The following is an 18,818-nucleotide window of genomic DNA, read 5'->3' as shown; positions in this document are numbered from 1 at the left end:
CGCTAGACGTCCAGCTGGTCGGCGACCGCGCGCAGCATGCCCGCGATCTTGGCGCCATGCGCCTTGTCGGGGTAGCGGCCGCGCTCGAGTTGCTGGGTGACGTTCTCCAGGAGCGTGGTGAGGTCCTGGACGATCGAGGCCAGTTCATCGGGCTTGCGGCGCTGGGCGGCCGCGACCGAAGGGGTGGGGTCGAGAAGCGTCACCGAAAGCGCCTGGTCGCCGCGCTGCCCGGCGACGACTCCGAACTCCACACGCTGGCCTGGCTTGAGGGCATCGACCCCGTCCGGGAGCACCGAGGAGTGCACAAAGACGTCTCCGCCGTCGTCGCGGGAGAGAAAGCCGAAGCCCTTCTCACTGTTGAACCACTTGACCTTGCCGGTAGGCACGTCTGTCCTCGTCCTCGTACTCGTCGGGATTTTCCGGAAACTGCAAGCAAACAAAAACGGCTCTGGATAGCACTACAGCGGGTCGCAAGACCCGCTACCCCAAGGCTAATGGTCCCGGGCCCGGTGACAAGACGTCCTCGGGTGATACCTCTGCGCGTCCGGTGGTGCGGTCCCCCGATGCCTCGTAGGCAACTACCCTGCTCGGGTGAGCAATGAAACGCCCCGGTCCGGGGACCTGCTGGTGCGCATCGGCGCCATCGTCTTCCTCGTCGGCGCGGTGGCCACGCTGGCCACGGTGGCCCCGCTGTTCCTCGGCGCCGATCCACTGCCGTCCGCAGCGTACTTCGTGTGCATGCTGATGGGCGTCGGCTTCCTGCTCGCCGCCGCCGGGGTGCTGCGATCCATCGCGGAACAGCGGCGTCAGGCGCGGGCGGCCGCCGCCCGGTAGCCGCGCAGCCAGTGCCGCGTCGGCCGGCCCGATCAGCCCAACCGCCGCGCCCGCCACAGCACATACGCCGCGGAGGCGACCGCCGCCACCCGCAGCACCACCGGCCAGGTCTCCGCCAGCGCCGGACCGAGGGCCCCCTGCGGTATGGGGGCGCCCCAGCGCCCCTTGCTGCGGCCCCACAGCCAGACCACACCACCCACGGCGACCGCCCCCGGCACGATCATGACCGCCCACTTCGACTCGTTCTGCGACAGCCGCCGGGTGACATACGCCAGCGCCCAACCCGCGCCGACCACCATCCAGTTGCCGAGCACCGCGCCGACCAGCAGCAGGACGACCACCAGCAGCAGCACCGGGCTCATGGAGAGGCCGCGGCGGCCTCCTCGCCCGGTGGCCTCCTCCTCGTCGGACGCGGGCTCATCCTCCGGGACCCGCTCCACGGCCGCCGCCTCGGACGGCGGCGGCCTCAGCATCTCGGGAATCTCGATCCCCCCGACAAAGCCGTGCACCCGCTCCCCCGGGCCGGAGGGCACCGCCTCCACCCGCCACCAGTCGGCCGTCTCCCCGCCACGGCCGGGCGCGCGCAGCTCCTCCTCGGTGGCCAGGTGCGGCGGCGCGCCCGCGTCCGGGAAGCGGACCGGCCCGCCCTCCCGGCGCTGCGCGGGAACCCGGCGCGCCCGCGCCGCCTCCGACGGCGCGCCGGACGAGGCACTCGCATCGGCCACCGCCTCCGACGGCGTGCCCAGACCGTCGAGGATCCGCTGCACCGCGGCCGGGGTGTCGGCCCCCTCGGCCGCCCGGCGCCGCTCGATCTCCGTACGCAGCCGGGTCACCAGCCGCATCCGGTCACCGGAGGTGAGAGTGTGCCGCTGGGCGATGTCACCGACCCGGCTCAAATAGTCATAGACCAGCTGATCGCTCTCGATCCCCACCGGATCCCCCAAGTTCCCCCAACACATCGCCGTCACATCGACGGTACCGGGTCCGCATCGCCCCGGCGGGGAGAACGGAACGACCGATCGCGGCCCCGCCGGTGATGCGCACCGACCCGGTACCGTAAACAGAATGACCACTTCGCGGGAGACCGGCAGCGCGGGCGGCGGTACCGTCGGGGCCCCGCGCACGCTCGCCGAGGAGCTGCGCGCCCGCCCCGACGAGGCGCTGGCCGAGCTCCTGCGGGCCCGCCCGGATCTGCTCGGCCCGGTGCCCGGCGACCTCACCCAGCTCGCCACCCGCGCCGCGACCCGCGCCTCCGTGGCACGGGCCCTGGACCACCTGGACCGCTTCGCGCTCCAGACCGCCGAGGCCCTCGCGATCGCCCCGGACCCCTGCCCCTACGGGACGCTCTCCGCACTGATGACCGGATGGGGGCACCTCCCGGGCCGTCCGGACGCCGGGGCAGCGGACGACGGCCCCCGGATCGCCCGCGAACTGCCGCGCGCCGTCGCCGCCTTGCGCGCCCAGGCCCTGGTCTGGGGCGGCGAGGACCGGCTGCGCCTGGTCCGCACCGCCCGCGAACTGCTCGCCCCCACCCCCGCCCGCCCGTCACCCACCGGCCTCGGACCCACCCTCGCCGAGGCGACCACCGGAATGTCACCCGGTCGGCTGCAAGCGCTGCTGGCGGCCGCCGGACTGCCCGCCACCCACGATCCCGTGACCGCCGTCACCGCCCTGACCGAGCTGTTCGAGGACCGTACGCGGATGGCCGCGCTGCTCTCCACGGCCCCCGCCGAGGCGACGGAGGTGCTCGACAGGCTGCTCTGGGGCCCGCCCCACGGCACCGTCACCGCCGACCCCGCACCGCATCTGCGCTGGCTGCTCGACCGCGGACTGCTGCTGCCGACCGGTCCCGGCACCGTGGTCCTCCCCCGCGAGGCCGCCCTGCACCTGCGCGGCGGCCGGGCGCACCGCGCGCCCCGGCCCGCGCCCCCCGAACTCGCGCCCGTCACCGAGCACTCCACATCCGTGGTGGACGCCACCGCCGCCGGGCAGGCGCTCACCGCACTGACGGCCGTCGAGGAACTCCTCACCGCCTGGGAGGCCGAGAGCCCCCTGGTCCTGCGCGCCGGCGGCCTGAGCGTCCGCGATCTCAAGCGCACCGCCACCACCCTGGACACCACGGAGCAGACGGCCGCCTTCTGGGCCGAACTCGCCCACGCCGCAGGGCTGCTGGCCTCCGACGGCGAGGTCGACGAGCGGTACGCACCCACCCCCGGCTACGACGACTGGCTGGACCTGCCCCCCGAACGGCGCTGGACCCACCTCGCCGCTGCCTGGCTCGCCGCCACCCGCACCCCGGGCCTGGCCGGCACCAAGGACTCCAAGGGCCGTACGCTCGCCGCCCTCGGCCCCGACCTCGACCGGGCCCCGGCCCCCGAGGTCCGCCACCGCGTCCTGGCCCTGCTCGCCGAACTCCCGCCGGGCGCCACCGTCCCGGCCGACACCCTGCTGGCCCGGCTGGAATGGGACGGCCCCGCCGGGCACGAGCCGCGCGCCCGCCTCGCGCGCTGGGCCCTGGCCGAGGCCGAACTCCTCGGCGTCACCGGCCGCGGCGCCCTCGCCGCCCATGGCCGCGCGCTGCTCACCGGCGCCTCCCCCGCCCCCGTGCTCGCCCCGCTGCTCCCCGAGCCCCTGGACCACGTCTTCCTGCAGGCCGACCTCACTGCCGTGGCGCCCGGACCGCTGCGCCGCTCCCTCGCCCAGACGCTCGGCACCCTTGCCGACATCGAGTCCAAGGGCGGCGCCACCGTCTACCGCTTCGGCCCCGAGTCGGTGCGCCGCGCACTGGACACGGGCCGGACGGCCGCCGACCTCAAGGCGTTCCTCACCGAGCACTCCCGTACGCCGGTGCCCCAGCCGCTCGCCTACCTCATCGACGATATGGCCCGCCGCCACGGCCGGCTGCGGGTCGGTGCCGCCTCCTCCTACCTGCGCTGTGACGACGAGGCGGTGCTCGCCGAGCTCCTCGCCGACCGCCGTTCCGCCCCCCTGCTGCTGCGCCGGCTGGCGCCCACCGTGCTGGCCGCCCAGGCGGCACCCGAGGAACTGCTGGCGGGCCTGCGCGCCCTGGGGTACGCACCGGCGGCCGAGGGGGCCGCGGGCGATGTGCTGATCGCCCGCGGCGCCCTCGGCCGCCGCACCCCGCCCCGCAGCGCCCCGGCCCCCGTGCCGGAGGGTCCGCCCGTGCCCGACGCCGCCCTGCTCGGTGCGGCGGTGCGGGCCATCCGCGCCGGAGACCTCGCGGCGACCGCCGAGCGCAAGCCCGTCGCCGCCCCCGCCCGGTCCGCGGGCGGGCTGCCCCGCACCACCTCCGCCGACACCCTGGCGACCATGCAGGCGGCGGTGCTCACCGGGGCCGCCGTGTGGATCGGCTATGTCAACGCCGAAGGCGCCGCCAGCCAGCGGGTGATCGCCCCGATCCGGGTGGAGGGCGGCTTTGTCACGGCGTACGACCACACGGCGGACGCGGTGCGGACCTATCCGCTGCACCGCATCACCGGCGTCGCCGAGCTGGCCGACGAACCCGCCTGACGGCGGCCTCGGGGCATGCCTCAGTCGGACCCGATCTCCAGCTGGGTGTGGCCGGTGGCGTGCTGGATGCCCTCGGCCGACAGGCAGCCGGTGCCCAGCGCGTCATGCGCCAGCGCCACCGTCCGCCGGGCCGACAGCCCCTCGCCCCGGCCCCGTTCGACCTCGCCCTCCAGCACCACCAAGGTGACCGCGGCGAGCCGGGTGGCCTCCGCGGAGCTGTATGAGATCACCGACCGGCGGCCGTCGGCATAGGTGACGATCTCCCCGCTGTGCCCGCCGCTGACATCGACGCAGGAGGTGTTCATCAGCCCGACGAGCCGCCCCCTCGCCGGCGCCGACTCGCCGGGCGCGCCGGTGCAGAGGTAGTGGGCATGGGCCTCGATCCGGGTCGGCTGGGGCAGCAGGGATAGGCCGGGGCTGTAGGTGGTGCTGTCTTGTCCCGTGCAGGTGATGGACTCTTGGGACTCGCCGGTCTCGCCGGCCGAGGCGGCCGGGCTCCAGAGCAGGGACGAGCCGACCAGCGCCAGGGAGCCCAGCGCCACCGCCACACCGCGCCTACCGAACATGCACACCCCTCCGAGGGATACCGAAGCGCCTCCACCGGCGCTTTCCGGCCCCTGGCTACCCCCCGGCAGCGCGCTTCCCACCCGGCTCCGGCAGCACATCACCGCGTCCGCGCCCCTGGCGTACGCACCCCGGCGCACGGGCGTCGCGTCCATGGGCCGTCCGTGTCTTCGGCGACACGCTCCCCGTTGGCCTCTGCATGCGCACCCTCACCGCCCTCACCACCCTGGCCACCGCCCTCGCCCTGGCGACCGGAACCGCCGCCGCCGACTCGGCCGAGCACGCCGTGGTCGTCCACCACACCGCGTCCGGCCGCGGTTCCAAGGCGAACGAGACCACCGCCGCCGCCACCGCCTACTGCCCGCAGCACACCCACCTCACCGGGGGCGGCTTCGACGGCAGCCACGGCCCGGGCTTCACACCCGTCTACAGCCGCCCCACGGCCGACGGCAAGGGCTGGACCGCCGCCGTCTCCCGCACCGGCCCGGGCGCGGCGCCGGTCAAGGTCACCGCCTATGCGGTGTGCGAGAGCGAATAAGCGAACAGGCGGTGCGGCGGTCAGACCCGCCAGGAGCGGATGCGGTCGGCGCAGTCGTAGATGTCGGCGCGCTCGGCGCGGAGGTCCTTGGCCAGGTCGACCAGGCCGCCGTAGGGCGCGTCAATGCCCTCACCCGACTGATCCATGTAGGTGATCGCACAGTTGCAGGCGTAGAAGGAGTTGTCCGCCGGCAGCGGCCGCTCGTTGACGATGGTCATAAACAGGGCCGCAGCACGCCACGCCGCGTCCGGCAGTACGCCGATTCGAGGTGGATCGACCTTGTGCCGTGCGACAGCGGCGACAAGAGCCGAGAAGTCCCACACCTCGGGCCTCCCCGGCAAGCACTTGGTCTGTTCCTCCAGCAACCAGCGCAGATCGACGTGGACCTGGTCACTCACGCGGCAGCCTGGCCGGTATCGCGCTTGGGGCCGTCGGTGCCAAAGGCGTCGCGGAACAGGTCCCGCGCCTCCTCGCGGAACCGGCGGGCCGCGTCGGACGGGGCACTGAGGCGGGGATCCCTCATGGCGGCCTCGGTGATGAGCGCGGTGACGGTGGTGTTCTCCACGGCGGCACGGGCCTTGAGTTCCTGGTAGATCTCGTCCGAAACGCGGATCGTGATGGTTCTCGACATGCCGCCACAGTAAAGCGGTGCGCTTTACGACGACAAGCCCCTTCACCCCAACGAGCGACGCCCCCACTCCCCATGCGGCACACTGGACGTTTGGCCGCAGCCATACGAGCCGCACAAAACGCGAGGGTGAGGCACAGCGTGACCGGACCGCTGATCGTCCAGAGCGACAAGACGCTCCTGCTGGAAGTCGACCACGAGCGGGCCGACGAGTGCCGCCGCGCCATCGCCCCCTTCGCGGAGCTGGAGCGCGCCCCCGAGCACATCCACACCTACCGGGTCACCCCGCTCGGCCTGTGGAACGCCCGCGCGGCCGGGCACGACGCCGAGCAGGTCGTCGACGCGCTGGTCAGCCACTCCCGCTACCCCGTGCCACACGCCCTGCTCGTCGACATCGCCGAGACCATGGCCCGTTACGGGCGGCTGCGGCTGGTCAAGCACCCCACGCACGGGCTGGTCCTGGAGAGCAGCGACCGGCCGGTGCTGGAAGAGGTGCTGCGGTCGAAGAAGATCCAGCCGCTGGTGGGCGCCCGTCTCGACCCGGACACCGTGGCCGTCCACCCCTCCGAGCGCGGCCAGATCAAGCAGGTGCTGCTCAAGCTCGGCTGGCCCGCCGAGGACCTGGCGGGCTATGTCGACGGCGAGGCACACCCCATCGAGCTGCGCGAGGAGGGCTGGGCGCTGCGCCCCTACCAGCGGCAGGCGGTGGAGGGCTTCTGGCACGGCGGCTCCGGAGTGGTGGTGCTGCCGTGCGGCGCGGGCAAGACGCTGGTCGGCGCGGGCGCGATGGCCGAGGCCAAGGCGACCACGCTGATCCTGGTCACCAACACCGTCTCGGCCCGGCAGTGGAAGCACGAGCTGGTCAAGCGCACCTCGCTGACCGAGGACGAGATCGGCGAGTACAGCGGCACCAGGAAGGAGATCCGCCCGGTCACCATCGCCACCTACCAGGTGCTGACGACCAAGCGGAAGGGCATCTACCCCCACCTGGAGCTGTTCGACTCCCGCGACTGGGGCCTGGTCGTCTACGACGAGGTGCACCTGCTCCCCGCGCCCGTCTTCAAATTCACCGCCGACCTGCAGGCGCGCCGCCGCCTCGGGCTGACCGCCACCCTGGTCCGCGAGGACGGCCGCGAGTCGGATGTCTTCTCGCTCATCGGGCCCAAGCGGTTCGACGCGCCCTGGAAGGAGATCGAGGCGCAGGGCTATATCGCGCCCGCCGACTGCGTCGAGGTACGCGTCAACCTCACGGACGCGGAGCGGCTGGCCTACGCCACGGCCGAGCCCGAGGAGAAGTACCGCCACTGCGCCACCACGGCCACCAAACGCAAGGTCGCCGAGGCGCTGGTACGCAAACACCGGGGCGAGCAGACTCTGGTCATCGGCCAGTACATCGACCAACTCGACGAGCTGGGCGAGCACTTGGACGCGCCGGTCATCAAGGGCGAGACGTCCAACGCACAGCGGGAGAAACTCTTCGGCGCCTTCCGGGAGGGGGAGATCTCCGTCCTCGTGGTCTCCAAGGTCGCCAATTTCTCCATCGACCTGCCGGAAGCCACCGTGGCCATCCAGGTGTCGGGTACCTTCGGCTCCCGCCAGGAGGAGGCCCAGCGGCTGGGCCGGGTGCTCCGGCCGAAGGCCGACGGGCACGAGGCGCGCTTCTACTCGGTCGTCGCCCGGGACACGGTCGACCAGGACTTCGCGGCACACCGCCAGCGGTTCCTGGCGGAACAGGGGTATGCGTACCGGATCGTGGACGCGGACGAGCTGCCGGCTGGGGAGGATACGTGACGGCGGCTCCGGGCTCCAAGTCCGCTCGGTACGCTGGTCATCGACGCACGAGTCACGGCCAGGAGGGCTGCCATGCCTCACCAGGACATCTATGAGGTGCTCTACACGGAGCCTGCGGCACGTGACCGTGATCGCCTCGACCCGGTGCGCCGGGCCTCGCTCGACAAGGCCGTCGAGATCCTGGCCCGCGACCCGTACACGGAGCTCTCCCGGCCCGTCGGCGTGGGCGAGCAGGACCGCGAAATCCGTCTGACGTCGCAGATCGTCGCGGAGTACATGGTGTCGCGAGGGCGTCTGCTCCTGGTGGTGCTACGGATCTTCGATGACGCGGACATCCTCCTCACGGACGACTAGCGCTCAGCGCTTGATGTGCGCCTCCTCGGCGTACTGTCCGAGGAGGACGACGCTCACGGCCGCGCCCGCGAAGACCTTGATCGCGTGGAGGGCGTTGCCGAGGGCGTTGGCGGTGCCGCTCTGAGCGGCCTGGGCCTCTGGGGTGATCGCTGCGGTGGTCATGTCTCCATGATGGAATCCGCAGGCCCCCGATACATCAATCTGCCGGTGTAAACGGGCGGGCCCGGCCGTACGACTCGAGGATCACCACGCCCCCTACGGGAGGCGGACCCCGACCCTGAGAACCTCCCGGGGCGCGCGGACAATTCATTCGCGCGCCCTTTCCCTGCTGACTACAATCGCGCGTCTGCCCGCCTCCCGCGGCGACTTCCCGGGAGCGCCGCCGTCCGGACGGAAACCGGTCGGCTCCCGCTCATCCCGTCGCACCCCTGGAGGCAACACCGTGTCCGCGCACGCCCCCGACCAGCACGACCCGCTTGCCCGCGAACGCGCCCATCTCGCCTCCTCCCGTGCCGCGTTGCGCGCGATGCGCGCCGATGCCGAGTCGCTCGACATCAAGGACGTCACCGCGAACTGGGTCAACGCCGAGGCGCTGACGCACCAGATCGAGCAGCGCATCGCCGCCCTCGCCGACCTCGCGCACACCCCGCTGTTCTTCGGGCGGCTGGACTATGCGCATGCCCCGGGCGCGGGCCGGGCGGAGGGGGCCGAGAAGACCCAGAAGGCCGAGAAGGCCGAGAAGGCAGACACGGTCTACATCGGGCGCCGCCATGTGCACGACGCCGACGGCGACCCCATGGTGATCGACTGGCGCGCCCCGGTCTCCCAGCCGTTCTACCGGGCCTCCAAGAAGCACCCGCTGGATGTCCTGATGCGCCGCCGCTTCGGTTACACCGGTGGCGAGTTGACGGCCTACGAGGACGAGGATCTGACGGACCCGTCCGCCGGTGAGCAGGCCGGCAGGCTGCTCCAGTCGGAGATCGAGCGGCCGCGCGTCGGGCCGATGCGCGACATCGTCGCCACCATCCAGCCGGAGCAGGACGAGATCGTGCGCTCCGGGATCGGCGGCACCGTGTGCGTCCAGGGCGCGCCGGGCACCGGGAAGACGGCCGTCGGCCTGCACCGGGTCGCGTATCTCCTCTACGCACACCGCGAACGGCTGGCCCGCACCGGCACCTTGGTCATCGGACCCAACCGGTCCTTCCTGCACTACATCGAGCAGGTCCTGCCCGCGCTCGGCGAGTTGAACGTCGCCCAGGCCACGGTCGACGACCTGGTGGCGCACGTCGAGGTGCGCGGCACCGACACCGCGACCGCGGCCCGGATCAAGGGCGATGCCCGGATGGCGGAGGTGCTGCGGCGCGCGGTGCGGTCGGGGGTGACGATGCCGGTGGAACCGGTGGTTGTGGTGCGCGGTTCGCGTCGCTGGCGGGTCCCGGCCTATGAACTCGAGGAGATCATCCGCGAGTTGCTGGCCCGCGACATCCGTTATGGCGCGGCGCGCGACGCCCTGCCGCAGCGCATCGCCCATGCCGTGCTGGTCCGGATGGAACAGGCGGGCGAGGCCCCCGATGACCGGGTGCAGGACGCGGTGGCCCGCAACCCGGCCGTGAAGGCGGCGGTCAAGGCCGGCTGGCCGCCGGTCGACCCGGCGAAGCTGGTGCTGCGTCTGCTGTCCGACGCGGAGTTCCTCGCGGAGCACTCGGCGGGGGTGCTCTCGGCCGGGGAGCAGGAGGCGATCCGGTGGGCGAAGCCCGCCCGCGGCGTGAAGAGCGCCAGCTGGTCGCCGGCGGACGCGGTGCTGATCGACGAGGCGAGCGATCTGGTCTCGCGCACGCCCTCCTTGGGGCATGTCGTCCTCGACGAGGCACAGGACCTCTCCCCCATGCAGTACCGCGCGGTCGGCCGCCGCTGCACCACGGGTTCGGCGACCGTCCTCGGTGACATCGCGCAGGGCACCACGCCCTGGGCGACGCCCGACTGGCGGGAGGCGCTGATCCACCTCGGCAAGCCGGAGGCCACCGTCGAGGAGCTCACCCAGGGCTTCCGCGTCCCCCGCGAGGTGATCGCCTACGCCTCGCGGCTGCTGCCGTCGATCGCGCCCGGGCTCGCCGAGGCCACCTCGATCCGCGAGTCGGCGGGCGACTTCTCCGTACGGCAGGTCACCGACCTCGACGCGGCCGTGCCGGCCGCCTGCCGTGCCGCGCTCGACCGGGAGGGCTCGATCGGCCTGATCGCGGCCGATGCGCGCATCCCCGCGCTCGCCGCGGCCCTGGACGCGGCGGGCCTGCGGCATCTGGCCCCCGGCGAGGAGACCACTGCCGAGGCCCGCCTCACGCTGGTCCCGGCGTCGCTGGCGAAGGGCCTGGAGTACGACCATGTGGTGCTGGACGAGCCCGCCGCGGTGGTGGCGGGCGAGCCGGACGAGCGGACCGGGCTGCGGCGGTTGTATGTGGCGCTGACGCGGGCCGTCTCCGGGCTGGCGATCGTGCACTCGGCCCCGCTGCCGGTCCAGTTGGGGTAGGGACCGGGGCGCACCCCCTACCCCAACGCCACCAGCAGCGAATCGACCAACCCCGGGAACCGTGCGTCCAGGTCCGCCCGCCGCAGCGAGATGATCCGGTTGCGCCCCACGCCCCGGGAGCTCGTGAGCCCGGCCTCCCGCATGACCCGCATATGGTGCGAGACCGTCGACTTGTGGAGGTGCTCCACTCCGAGCGCCTCGTCGGAACAGTCGTACTCCCGGCCGCTGCTCGCATAGAGCTGGAACAGATGCAGCCGCACCGGATCTCCCAGCGCGCTCAGCACCTTCACCAGTTCGATGTCCGAGACGTCCGGCTGTGGTAGCAGTTCACCATCCACTGTTTGACACCCATCCAACAGTCGCTATTGTTTGACGCACGTCCAACCTTACCTGCCCCGGAAGGACATCCGTGCGTCTGCGCCTGCTCCTGCTCGCCCTCGGCACCTTCGCCATGGGCACCGACTCCATGGTCATGGCCGGAATCCTCGATGGGATCGCCCATGACATGGCGGTCTCGGTCTCCGCCGCCGGCCAGACGGTCACCGTCTTCGCCCTTGCCTACGCGGTGCTGGCTCCCGTACTCGCCGCGCTGACCGGCCGCTGGGAGCGCCGCCGGCTGCTGCTCACCGCGCTGGCGGTGTTCACCGTGGCCAATGCGCTGACCGCCATCGCCCCCAACTACCCGGTGCTGCTGGCCACTCGGATACTCGCCGCCGCCGGGGCCGCGCTCTACACCCCGACCGCCAACGCCGTCGCCGTCAGTCTGGTGCCGCCGGAGCAGCGCGGCCGGGCCATCGCCACCGTGCTCGGCGGCATGACCGTGGCCACGGCGCTCGGCGTCCCGCTCGGCGCCTGGATCGGACACGCCGACTGGCGCTGGACGATGTGGCTGGTGGTGGCGCTCGGCGCCGCGGCGTTCACCGGCCTCGCGGCATTGCTGCGCGGCCTCCCCGCCACCACGACCGCGCCCGGCCTCCGCGAGCGTCTGGCACCCCTGCGGGACCGCCGGGTCGTCGGGGCCGCCGCCACCACCTTCGCCTTCTTCCTCGCTCTCAACACCGTCTACATCTATCTGGCCACCGCCGTCCGCCCCGCCACGGGCGGCGACCAGGACCGGCTGAGCCTGATCCTGCTGGTCGCCGGCATCGCCTCGGTCGCGGGCAGCTGGCTCGGCGGCCGGATGGTCGACCGGGCCGGAGTGCGCACGGTGCTGCTCGGCGGCGGCGGCATCGTGGTGCTCGCCTTCGTGGCCCTGCCCTGGCTGTCCCGGACGATGCCCGGAGCGCTCGCCTATGTGGTGATCGTCTCGGCGGGCTGGGCCATCGGCGTCGCGCTCCCCCACCGGCTGGCCTCCATCGACCCCCCGAACGCGCCGCTGCTCATCTCCATCAACAGCAGCGCCCTGTACCTCGGCATAGCGGCGGCCGGCGGCACCGGCAGCCTGGCCATCGCACTGCTCGGCGGGCGCTGGTTCCCGCTGGTGGCCGCAGGACTCGCGGTGGTGGCCCTGCTCATCACGCTGGCGACCACCACCCGCACGCCCACCGCCTACGCCGCGTCGAGCGCCTCCCGCCAGGCCCGTACCGCCGCCGCGTCGACCGAGGCGCCCCAGCCCGCGGGGCGTGCCGCGCCGCCGATGTGAAAGGCGTCGATCCCCCCGCTCCGCAGCACCGGCACATGCTCCAGCCGCAGCCCGCCGCCGACCAGGATCTGCGGCTCATAACCGGGTTCGTTCCCGCGGGCCGCCTCGGCCAGCAGGGTGGCCAGGCCGTCGTCGACCCCGGACGCGGACCCGGCCGTGAGGTAGGTGTCCAGCCCCGGCTGGTCCGCGAGCTGCTTGCGCAGCGCCTCCCGGTCGGCGGCCCGGTCGATCGCCCGGTGGAAGGTCCACCGGGCGCGCGGCCCGATCACATCGCCCAGGGCGGCCACCGCCGCCAGGTCGGCCCGGCCGTCCTCGCCGAGGAACCCCAGGACGAACTCCTCGGCCCCCTCGGCACACAGCGCCCGCGCCTCGGCGCACAATGCCTCCAGCGCCGCCGCACCCCCCACGGCAAACCCGTCCGTGGCGCGCAGCATCACCCGTACCGGGATGCCGACGGCGGCCCGGACCGCCGCGAAGGTCTCCCGGGCGGGGGTGAGGCCATCGGCGGCCATGTCGCTGACCAGTTCGAGCCGGTCCGCCCCGCCGGCCTGCGCCGCTGCCGCGTCCTCGGGTCCGAGCGCGATCACTTCAAGAATTGGTCTAGACATGTAGCACAGGGTGCCACACCGCCACCCGGCGCAGAAAGCCGTGCCACACAATTGGCGCATGGCAGTCACCCCCGAGCACCCGGCCTCCCCCGCCCTGCGCGACCGCTGGGCCCGTACCGTCGCGGCCGCCCGCGGCACGGACCGGGACCTGCCGCCCCCGGAGCCCTATGCGCACGATCTCCTGGGACGCTGGGCCGAACCGCAGCGCCGCTACCACACCGTCGACCACCTGGTCGCGGTCCTGGACCGGATCGACGAACTGGCCGGCCACGCCGAGGATCCCGTTCCGGTCCGCCTGGCGGCCTGGTTCCACGACGCCGTCCACCGCCCCGACCGCTCGGCCAACGAGGAGCACAGTGCCCGCCTCGCCGAGCGCGCCCTGCCCGAGCTGGGCATCGACGAGGCCCGCACCGCCGAGGTCGCCCGCCTGGTGCTCCTCACCATCACCCATGACCCCGCCCCGGGCGACCGCAATGGCGAGGTGCTGTGCGATGCGGACCTGGCGGTGCTCGGCGGCACCCCGGAGGAGTACGCGGCCTACGCGGCGGCGGTCCGCCAGGAGTACGGCTTCGTGCCCGACGAGGCCTTCCGGGCGGGCCGCGCCGAGGTGCTGCGTCAACTCCTGGGCCTGCCCCGCCTGTTCCGCACCCCGCAGGGCCAGGACCGCTGGGAGGACAGGGCCCGCCGCAACCTCGGGGGCGAACTGGCCTTGCTGACGGCCGGGTGAGCACAACTCCCCGGGGACACTCCTACCTGCACCCGCGCCGCGCCCCCCGCCCGGCCTCCGCGGAAGGCGCCCGGCACCCCCGCCGGTCGGAGTCGACCCGCCGGTTCCGGCGCGCGGACGCATCGGCGGGAGCGGTGAGAAGGCCGAGGATCGAGGCGGTTCCGAGGGTCATGACAGCGATACGGCGCATGAAATACCTCTTATCCGGTCATCGGTGCTGGCACCTCACGGCTGCCCCCACGCCTGCCGCGACATGCGCCATGTCACCCATAGGGGGCGAGGGAAACGATCCCTCGGCGTGGCGTACGACTCGGCATGGCGTACAAAACCGCCTACCCGGCCGCCCTCTTGGGCCTCCGCAGCCCCGCCCCCCGCAACAGCCGCACCAGCTCCCTGCTGTTCACCTCGACCGCGCCCAGCCGGACCGCATCCGCATACGAAGCCTCCGGCACGTCATAGTGATCGCGGTCAAAGGCCCGGGCGGACACCCCCGCCCGGGCCGCGAACGCATGCAGCTCCGCAAAGCTCACATCGCTCACCAGGTGGGACCACATCCGGCCATGCCCGGGCCAGGTCGGCGGGTCGATATACAGGGTCACCGCCGCAACACCGAGGCCAGCGAACCCACCGGCGCCACCAGCACCGCCTGCTTGGCACACGCCCAGCGCGGGTCCGGCCCCAGCTCGGGCTCGACCTCCAGGGCATGCGCATCGCCGGAACCCGCACAGACCGGGCACAACGGCCAGCGGCCATACCTGTCCAGCAGCGCGTCCTGGACGTCCTGGGCGACGAGCCCGACGACGAACTCCGCGCCCTCCGGCCACTGCTCCACCCACCACCGCCGGCCCGCGACCGCGTCCTCGACCAGCGAGACGACATCCGGCTCCGCCACGCCGGACGCGGTCAGATCGGCGAGGACCAGCGCCCGCGCCGCATGCAGCGCCCGCTCGAGCCGCGGCGCCTGTTCGAACTCCATATGGGCCATTGTCCGGGACCCGGATGCTTGACGGCACATCGGGCTGAAAATATCTTTCACAGAGTGAGCAGCAAACTGAAAGAAACTTTCACCGACGCTCCACCCGTCCCACCCGCCCCCGCCGCACTGGCCGCCAAGGCCCGTACTCTCGGCCCCTCCATGACCCGCTCCATGCAGCGCGTCGCCGACGCCCTGGTGGGCGACCCGGCCGGCTCCGCCGCCCTCACCGTCACCGGACTCGCGGAGCGCACCGGCACCAGCGAGGCCACGGTCGTACGGACCGCGCGGGTCCTCGGCTACCCCGGCTACCGCGAACTGCGGCTCGCCCTCGCCGCGCTCGCCGCCGAACAGGCCGCGGGCCGGGCCCCGGCCGTCACCGCCGACATCGCGGTGGACGACCCGCTGGCCGAAGTCGTCGCCAAGCTCGCCCAGGAGGAGGCCCAGTGCCTGGCCGACACCGCCGCCGGGCTGGACACCGCCCAGCTGGAGTCGGCCGTCGGCGCCCTCGCCGCCGCCCGGCGCATCGATGTGTACGGCATCGGGGCCTCCAACCTGGTCGGCCAGGACCTGGTCCAGAAGCTGCTGCGCATCGGCCTGATCGCGCACGCCCCCGCGGACCCCCATCTGGCCGTCACCAACGCGGTCCAGCTGCGCGCCGGGGACGTGGCCATCGCCATCACCCATTCCGGGCGGACCACCGATGTCATCGAGCCGCTGCGGACCGCCTTCGAGCGCGGCGCCACCACGGTGGCGGTCACCGGCCGCCCGGACGGCCAGGTCGCCCAGTACGCCGACCATGTCCTCACCACGTCCACGGCCCGGGAGAGCGAGCTGCGCCCGGCGGCGATGTCCAGCCGCACCAGCCAACTCCTCGTGGTGGACTGCCTGTTCATCGGCGTCGCCCAGCGCACCTACCAGACCGCGGCGCCCGCCCTGGCCGCCTCCTACGAGGCGCTCGCCCACCGACACGACCCGCGCACCGTTCCTACGGACTGAGCAGGAGTGAGCCCGGTCAGCCGCACGCCCCGAACGGTCTTGGGCGCACTGGTTCCCCGGCGTACTCGACCCCGAGGCGGCGACACGCATCCTGTGCGTGGTCCGGTCCCGGGAGGCCGGTTCCCTACGCGACCTGGCCATATGGATACGGCCAGAGGCGACGGGGAGGCCCTGAACCATCGCTCCGGTGGAGCAGGGGCCCCGCACGCCGACACCGCACCCGGCGTCCCAGATCGCGCCGCCACGCTAACCCGGATGACCCAGGGCACCGCAAGCCCGGAAGCCGGCCATCACACCATCGAGCTAAGACGACCTCATATGCGCTCCTCGACGAGCAGTTGCCAACCCCCCGATAGAGGGCCCGCCATGACCTCGACCGCCGCCATCGCCGCACTCCGTGCCCAGCTCGCCGCGCTGACCACCGAGGGATTCCGGGCCGACCTCGCGGACATCGACCGGCTGCCGACCCGGGCCATCGCCCAGGTCATGAACGCCGAAGACGCCGGCGTCCCGGCCGCCGTCGCCGCCCAACTCCCGCGGATATCGGCCGCCATCGACGCCACGGCCGCCCGGATGGCGCGCGGCGGCCGGCTGGTCTACGCGGGCGCGGGCACCGCCGGGCGGCTGGGCGTGCTGGACGCCAGCGAGTGCCCGCCGACCTTCAACACCGACCCCGCCCAGGTGGTCGGGCTGATCGCGGGCGGGCCCGGCGCCCTGGTCACGGCCGTCGAAGGGGCCGAGGACAGCGCCGAGTCGGCCGCCGCCGACCTGGCCGCGCTGCGGATCGGGACCGAGGACACGGTCGTCGGCATCTCCGCCTCCGGCCGCACCCCCTACGCCATCGGGGCCGTCCGGCACGCCCGCCAGGCCGGTGCCCTCACCATCGGGCTGTCCTGCAACGCCGGTTCGGCACTCGGCCGGGCCGCCGAGCATCCCATCGAGGTGGTCGTCGGGCCCGAACTGATCGCCGGATCCACCCGGTTGAAGGCGGGCACCGCGCAGAAGCTCGTCCTCAACATGCTCTCGACCATCACCATGATCCGGCTCGGCAAGACCTACGGCAACCTGATGGTCGACGTCCGGGCCACCAACGACAAGCTGCGCGCCCGCTCCCGGCACATCGTCTCGCTCGCGACGGGCGCCTCCGACCCGGAGATCGAGGCCGCGCTGGCCGAGACCGACGGAGAGGTGAAGAACGCAATCCTCGTCCTCCTCGGCGGCGTCGACGGCCCGACGGCCGCCCGCCTGCTGGCGGAGTCCGGCGGCCGGTTGCGCACCGCCCTCGGCCTCGCGGCAAAGGACTGACCAGCACCCAGGCAAGGCACCATGGCACCGAACCCACCAAACCCACCAGACGCACCGAACCTACCGGACGGCATCGCGGCCGCCGTCCTCCCCCTGCTCGGCGGCCCCGGGAACCTCACCTCGGTCGCCGCCTGCATGACCCGCCTACGGGTGGGCATCCGGGACGACTCCCTGGTCCGGGACGCCGAACTACGGGCACTGCCCGGAGTGTTGGGAGTGGTCGAGGACGGCACATCCCGGCAGATCGTGCTGGGCCCGGGCACGGTCGCCCGGGTCGCTCCCGAACTGGAACGCCTGCTGGCCGCCCGGCCGCCCACGGCCGAGGCGCTCGCCGAGCGGGGCGCGGAGCTCAGGGCCGAGCGCGGGGCCCGCAACGCCACCCCGGCCAAGCTGGCGCTGCGCCGCATCGCACAGGTCTTCATCCCGCTGATCCCGGCCCTCATCGGCTGCGGCCTGATCGCGGGCCTGGCCGGGCTGCTGGCCAACCTGGGCTGGGCGCCCTCGCTCGCACCGGCGCTCACCGCCATCGCCTCCGGCTTTATGTCGCTGATCGCCGTGTTCGTCGGCTACCACACCGCCAAGGAGTTCGGCGGAACCCCCATCCTGGGCGGCGCGGTCGCGGCCGTCATGGTCTTCCCGGGCGTGGACCGGGTGTCCGCCTTCGGGGTGAAGCCGGCCCCCGGCCAGGGCGGGGTCATCGGCGCGCTGGCCGCCGCGCTGCTGGCCGTGGGGGTGGAACGATCCTGCCGACGCCTGGTGCCCGAGGCACTGGGCGTGCTCGTCACCCCGGCCCTCACCGTCCTGCTGCCGGGCCTGGCCACGGTCTACGGGCTGATGTACGCGGCCGGTGAACTCTCCACTCTCATCGGCCACTTCGCCGACTGGCTGCTGACCAACACCGGCGCACCGGCCGGCTTCGTACTGGGCGGGCTGTTCCTGCCGCTGGTGATGCTGGGCCTGCACCAGGCCCTGATCCCCGTCCACACCACCCTGATCGCCGAGCAGGGCTATACCGTCCTGCTCCCCCTGCTGGCCATGGCGGGCGCGGGTCAGGTGGGCGCGGCGATCGCCGTCTACCTCCGGCTGTCGCACAGCCCTTCCATCCGGCGGACGGTGCGCTCCGCCCTCCCCGCGGGCCTGCTGGGCATCGGCGAACCGCTCATCTACGGCATCTCCCTCCCGCTGGGCCGCCCGTTTGTCACCGCCTGTGTGGGAGGCGCCTTCGGCGGCGGCTTCGTGGGCCTGCTGGGCCAGTTGGGAGACAGAGTCGGCACCACGGCCATCGGCCCATCGGGCTGGGCCCTCTTCCCGCTCCTCAAGGGCAACCACGGACCGGTCCGGGCGCTGGCGGTCTACGGCGCGGGGCTGCTGGTGGGGTACGCGGTGGGGTTCGCGGCGACCTATCTGTTCGGGTTCGGCCGACGGGTGTCTCCCGAAGGCCATACGGACTGACTCACTCAGCTCGCCGACCAGGTGCGGATCTCGGCTGCCGCGGCCCGTACATCGAGCCCCTCCGCGACACGGTGGACCAACTCGATGGCCTTTTTGCCCTCCACTGTGACCTGCTGACCACTTGCCGCCAGATAGGCGGCTGCGACCACCGCCGCGAAGTGCTCATTGGCGAACTCCAGCGCCGGCACCCGCACCAGTTGGTGGAGCAACGCTGCCGCACGGTGGTGGGCTTCCGCATAGACAGGCACGTCGATCACCGCATCGGCATGGCGCGCGACAGCCGCGGCAAGCGAGCCACGTTAACTGAACTAGTTGGCGTCTTTTCGCAGGTCAGTGACGTTTCCACGG

22 protein-coding genes are annotated in these 18,818 nt (G+C 73.0%); 11 read left to right on the top strand and 11 right to left on the bottom strand.

Annotated elements, in window-relative coordinates; all coding sequences use genetic code 11:
- Positions 1–2: 2 nt before the first annotated feature.
- Entirely contained in the window at positions 3–386 is a 384-nt protein-coding gene (locus tag ABCR83_RS19235; protein WP_462696295.1) for a cold-shock protein, read from the bottom strand.
- Positions 387–591: 205 nt separating this feature from the next.
- Between ABCR83_RS19235 and ABCR83_RS19230 the strand changes: the two genes are divergently transcribed.
- Positions 592–834, top strand: coding sequence for a hypothetical protein (locus ABCR83_RS19230; protein WP_462696294.1), 243 nt, complete (start codon positions 592–594; stop codon positions 832–834).
- 32 nt (positions 835–866) lie between these two features.
- Here ABCR83_RS19230 and ABCR83_RS19225 read toward each other — a convergent pair whose 3' ends face one another.
- Complete coding sequence (locus tag ABCR83_RS19225) at positions 867–1,766, bottom strand: hypothetical protein (protein ID WP_462696293.1); 900 nt, start codon at positions 1,764–1,766, stop codon at positions 867–869.
- A 133-nt stretch (positions 1,767–1,899) separates the two neighbouring features.
- Between ABCR83_RS19225 and ABCR83_RS19220 the strand changes: the two genes are divergently transcribed.
- Positions 1,900–4,365 carry a helicase-associated domain-containing protein gene (locus tag ABCR83_RS19220; protein ID WP_462696292.1) on the top strand — a complete coding sequence of 822 codons (2,466 nt, stop codon included), beginning with the start codon at positions 1,900–1,902 and terminating at the stop codon, positions 4,363–4,365.
- A 20-nt stretch (positions 4,366–4,385) separates the two neighbouring features.
- Here the strand turns inward: ABCR83_RS19220 and ABCR83_RS19215 are convergent, their stop codons facing one another.
- Entirely contained in the window at positions 4,386–4,931 is a 546-nt protein-coding gene (locus ABCR83_RS19215) for a hypothetical protein (RefSeq protein WP_462696291.1), read from the bottom strand.
- Positions 4,932–5,128: 197 nt separating this feature from the next.
- Between ABCR83_RS19215 and ABCR83_RS19210 the strand changes: the two genes are divergently transcribed.
- Positions 5,129–5,467 carry a hypothetical protein gene (locus ABCR83_RS19210; protein ID WP_462696290.1) on the top strand — a complete coding sequence of 113 codons (339 nt, stop codon included), beginning with the start codon at positions 5,129–5,131 and terminating at the stop codon, positions 5,465–5,467.
- 20 nt (positions 5,468–5,487) lie between these two features.
- Here the strand turns inward: ABCR83_RS19210 and ABCR83_RS19205 are convergent, their stop codons facing one another.
- Positions 5,488–5,865: a toxin Doc gene (locus tag ABCR83_RS19205; protein ID WP_462696289.1), complete on the bottom strand. Its 378-nt coding sequence runs from the start codon at positions 5,863–5,865 to the stop codon at positions 5,488–5,490.
- Positions 5,862–6,098, bottom strand: coding sequence for a hypothetical protein (locus ABCR83_RS19200; RefSeq protein WP_462696288.1), 237 nt, complete (start codon positions 6,096–6,098; stop codon positions 5,862–5,864). The genes ABCR83_RS19205 and ABCR83_RS19200 overlap by 4 nt, the downstream gene beginning before the upstream one ends.
- 138 nt (positions 6,099–6,236) lie before the next feature.
- On the opposite strand from ABCR83_RS19200, the gene ABCR83_RS19195 reads away from it, so the two are divergent.
- Together ABCR83_RS19195 and ABCR83_RS19190 are read left to right on the top strand one after the other, a co-directional pair.
- Positions 6,237–7,886, top strand: coding sequence for a DNA repair helicase XPB (locus ABCR83_RS19195; RefSeq protein ID WP_462696287.1), 1,650 nt, complete (start codon positions 6,237–6,239; stop codon positions 7,884–7,886).
- Positions 7,887–7,958: 72 nt separating this feature from the next.
- A complete protein-coding gene (locus tag ABCR83_RS19190) occupies positions 7,959–8,240 on the top strand; it encodes a type II toxin-antitoxin system RelE family toxin (RefSeq protein ID WP_462696286.1) in 282 nt (93 codons plus the stop codon).
- A 3-nt stretch (positions 8,241–8,243) separates the two neighbouring features.
- Here ABCR83_RS19190 and ABCR83_RS19185 read toward each other — a convergent pair whose 3' ends face one another.
- Positions 8,244–8,402 carry a hypothetical protein gene (locus ABCR83_RS19185; protein WP_462696285.1) on the bottom strand — a complete coding sequence of 53 codons (159 nt, stop codon included), beginning with the start codon at positions 8,400–8,402 and terminating at the stop codon, positions 8,244–8,246.
- Between the two features lie 280 nt (positions 8,403–8,682).
- On the opposite strand from ABCR83_RS19185, the gene ABCR83_RS19180 reads away from it, so the two are divergent.
- Entirely contained in the window at positions 8,683–10,764 is a 2,082-nt protein-coding gene (locus ABCR83_RS19180; protein WP_462696284.1) for a HelD family protein, read from the top strand.
- A 17-nt stretch (positions 10,765–10,781) separates the two neighbouring features.
- Here ABCR83_RS19180 and ABCR83_RS19175 read toward each other — a convergent pair whose 3' ends face one another.
- Positions 10,782–11,102, bottom strand: coding sequence for an ArsR/SmtB family transcription factor (locus tag ABCR83_RS19175; RefSeq protein WP_462696283.1), 321 nt, complete (start codon positions 11,100–11,102; stop codon positions 10,782–10,784).
- A 71-nt stretch (positions 11,103–11,173) separates the two neighbouring features.
- On the opposite strand from ABCR83_RS19175, the gene ABCR83_RS19170 reads away from it, so the two are divergent.
- Positions 11,174–12,406, top strand: a complete 1,233-nt coding sequence (locus tag ABCR83_RS19170; RefSeq protein ID WP_462696281.1) for an MFS transporter — start codon at positions 11,174–11,176, stop codon at positions 12,404–12,406.
- Here ABCR83_RS19170 and ABCR83_RS19165 read toward each other — a convergent pair.
- Entirely contained in the window at positions 12,313–13,014 is a 702-nt protein-coding gene (locus ABCR83_RS19165) for a copper homeostasis protein CutC (RefSeq protein ID WP_462696280.1), read from the bottom strand. The genes ABCR83_RS19170 and ABCR83_RS19165 overlap by 94 nt on opposite strands.
- Before the next feature lie 58 nt (positions 13,015–13,072).
- Between ABCR83_RS19165 and ABCR83_RS19160 the strand changes: the two genes are divergently transcribed.
- Entirely contained in the window at positions 13,073–13,741 is a 669-nt protein-coding gene (locus ABCR83_RS19160) for an HD domain-containing protein (RefSeq protein ID WP_462696279.1), read from the top strand.
- Positions 13,742–14,073: 332 nt separating this feature from the next.
- Here the strand turns inward: ABCR83_RS19160 and ABCR83_RS19155 are convergent, their stop codons facing one another.
- Together ABCR83_RS19155 and ABCR83_RS19150 are read right to left on the bottom strand one after the other, a co-directional pair.
- Positions 14,074–14,340: a DUF4031 domain-containing protein gene (locus ABCR83_RS19155; RefSeq protein ID WP_462696278.1), complete on the bottom strand. Its 267-nt coding sequence runs from the start codon at positions 14,338–14,340 to the stop codon at positions 14,074–14,076.
- Positions 14,337–14,717 (bottom strand): hypothetical protein, encoded by a 381-nt coding sequence (locus ABCR83_RS19150; protein WP_462696277.1) that lies wholly within the window; start codon positions 14,715–14,717, stop codon positions 14,337–14,339. Before ABCR83_RS19150 ends, ABCR83_RS19155 begins: the two co-directional genes overlap by 4 nt.
- A gap of 63 nt (positions 14,718–14,780) precedes the next feature.
- On the opposite strand from ABCR83_RS19150, the gene ABCR83_RS19145 reads away from it, so the two are divergent.
- The 3 genes from ABCR83_RS19145 to ABCR83_RS19135 all read left to right on the top strand — a co-directional run bounded on the left by ABCR83_RS19145 (position 14,781) and on the right by ABCR83_RS19135 (position 18,470).
- A complete protein-coding gene (locus ABCR83_RS19145; protein ID WP_462696276.1) occupies positions 14,781–15,713 on the top strand; it encodes a MurR/RpiR family transcriptional regulator in 933 nt (310 codons plus the stop codon).
- A 366-nt stretch (positions 15,714–16,079) separates the two neighbouring features.
- Positions 16,080–17,018, top strand: a complete 939-nt coding sequence (gene murQ / locus ABCR83_RS19140; RefSeq protein ID WP_462696275.1) for an N-acetylmuramic acid 6-phosphate etherase — start codon at positions 16,080–16,082, stop codon at positions 17,016–17,018.
- Positions 17,019–17,039: 21 nt separating this feature from the next.
- Positions 17,040–18,470, top strand: coding sequence for a PTS transporter subunit EIIC (locus ABCR83_RS19135; protein ID WP_462696274.1), 1,431 nt, complete (start codon positions 17,040–17,042; stop codon positions 18,468–18,470).
- A gap of 5 nt (positions 18,471–18,475) precedes the next feature.
- Here the strand turns inward: ABCR83_RS19135 and ABCR83_RS19130 are convergent, their stop codons facing one another.
- Positions 18,476–18,727, bottom strand: a complete 252-nt coding sequence (locus ABCR83_RS19130; RefSeq protein WP_462696273.1) for a hypothetical protein — start codon at positions 18,725–18,727, stop codon at positions 18,476–18,478.
- Positions 18,728–18,818: the final 91 nt, after the last annotated feature.

Source organism: Streptomyces xingningensis, assembly GCF_054957865.1.
The sequence above is the reverse complement of the archived record's forward strand: the minus strand, read 5'-3'. Positions and strand labels throughout refer to the sequence as shown.

Excerpts from the sequence above, each read along its gene's own strand:
- ABCR83_RS19215 (WP_462696291.1), bottom strand. The coding sequence starts at position 4,931 with ATGTTCGGTAGGCGCGGTGTGGCGGTGGCGCTGGGCTCCCTGGCGCTG.
- ABCR83_RS19220 (WP_462696292.1), top strand. The coding sequence starts at position 1,900 with ATGACCACTTCGCGGGAGACCGGCAGCGCGGGCGGCGGTACCGTCGGG.
- ABCR83_RS19210 (WP_462696290.1), top strand. The coding sequence starts at position 5,129 with ATGCGCACCCTCACCGCCCTCACCACCCTGGCCACCGCCCTCGCCCTG.
- ABCR83_RS19150 (WP_462696277.1), bottom strand. The coding sequence starts at position 14,717 with ATGGAGTTCGAACAGGCGCCGCGGCTCGAGCGGGCGCTGCATGCGGCG.
- ABCR83_RS19200 (WP_462696288.1), bottom strand. The coding sequence starts at position 6,098 with ATGTCGAGAACCATCACGATCCGCGTTTCGGACGAGATCTACCAGGAA.
- murQ (WP_462696275.1), top strand. The coding sequence starts at position 16,080 with ATGACCTCGACCGCCGCCATCGCCGCACTCCGTGCCCAGCTCGCCGCG.
- ABCR83_RS19190 (WP_462696286.1), top strand. The coding sequence starts at position 7,959 with ATGCCTCACCAGGACATCTATGAGGTGCTCTACACGGAGCCTGCGGCA.
- ABCR83_RS19135 (WP_462696274.1), top strand. The coding sequence starts at position 17,040 with ATGGCACCGAACCCACCAAACCCACCAGACGCACCGAACCTACCGGAC.
- ABCR83_RS19165 (WP_462696280.1), bottom strand. The coding sequence starts at position 13,014 with ATGTCTAGACCAATTCTTGAAGTGATCGCGCTCGGACCCGAGGACGCG.
- ABCR83_RS19185 (WP_462696285.1), bottom strand. The coding sequence starts at position 8,402 with ATGACCACCGCAGCGATCACCCCAGAGGCCCAGGCCGCTCAGAGCGGC.
- ABCR83_RS19160 (WP_462696279.1), top strand. The coding sequence starts at position 13,073 with ATGGCAGTCACCCCCGAGCACCCGGCCTCCCCCGCCCTGCGCGACCGC.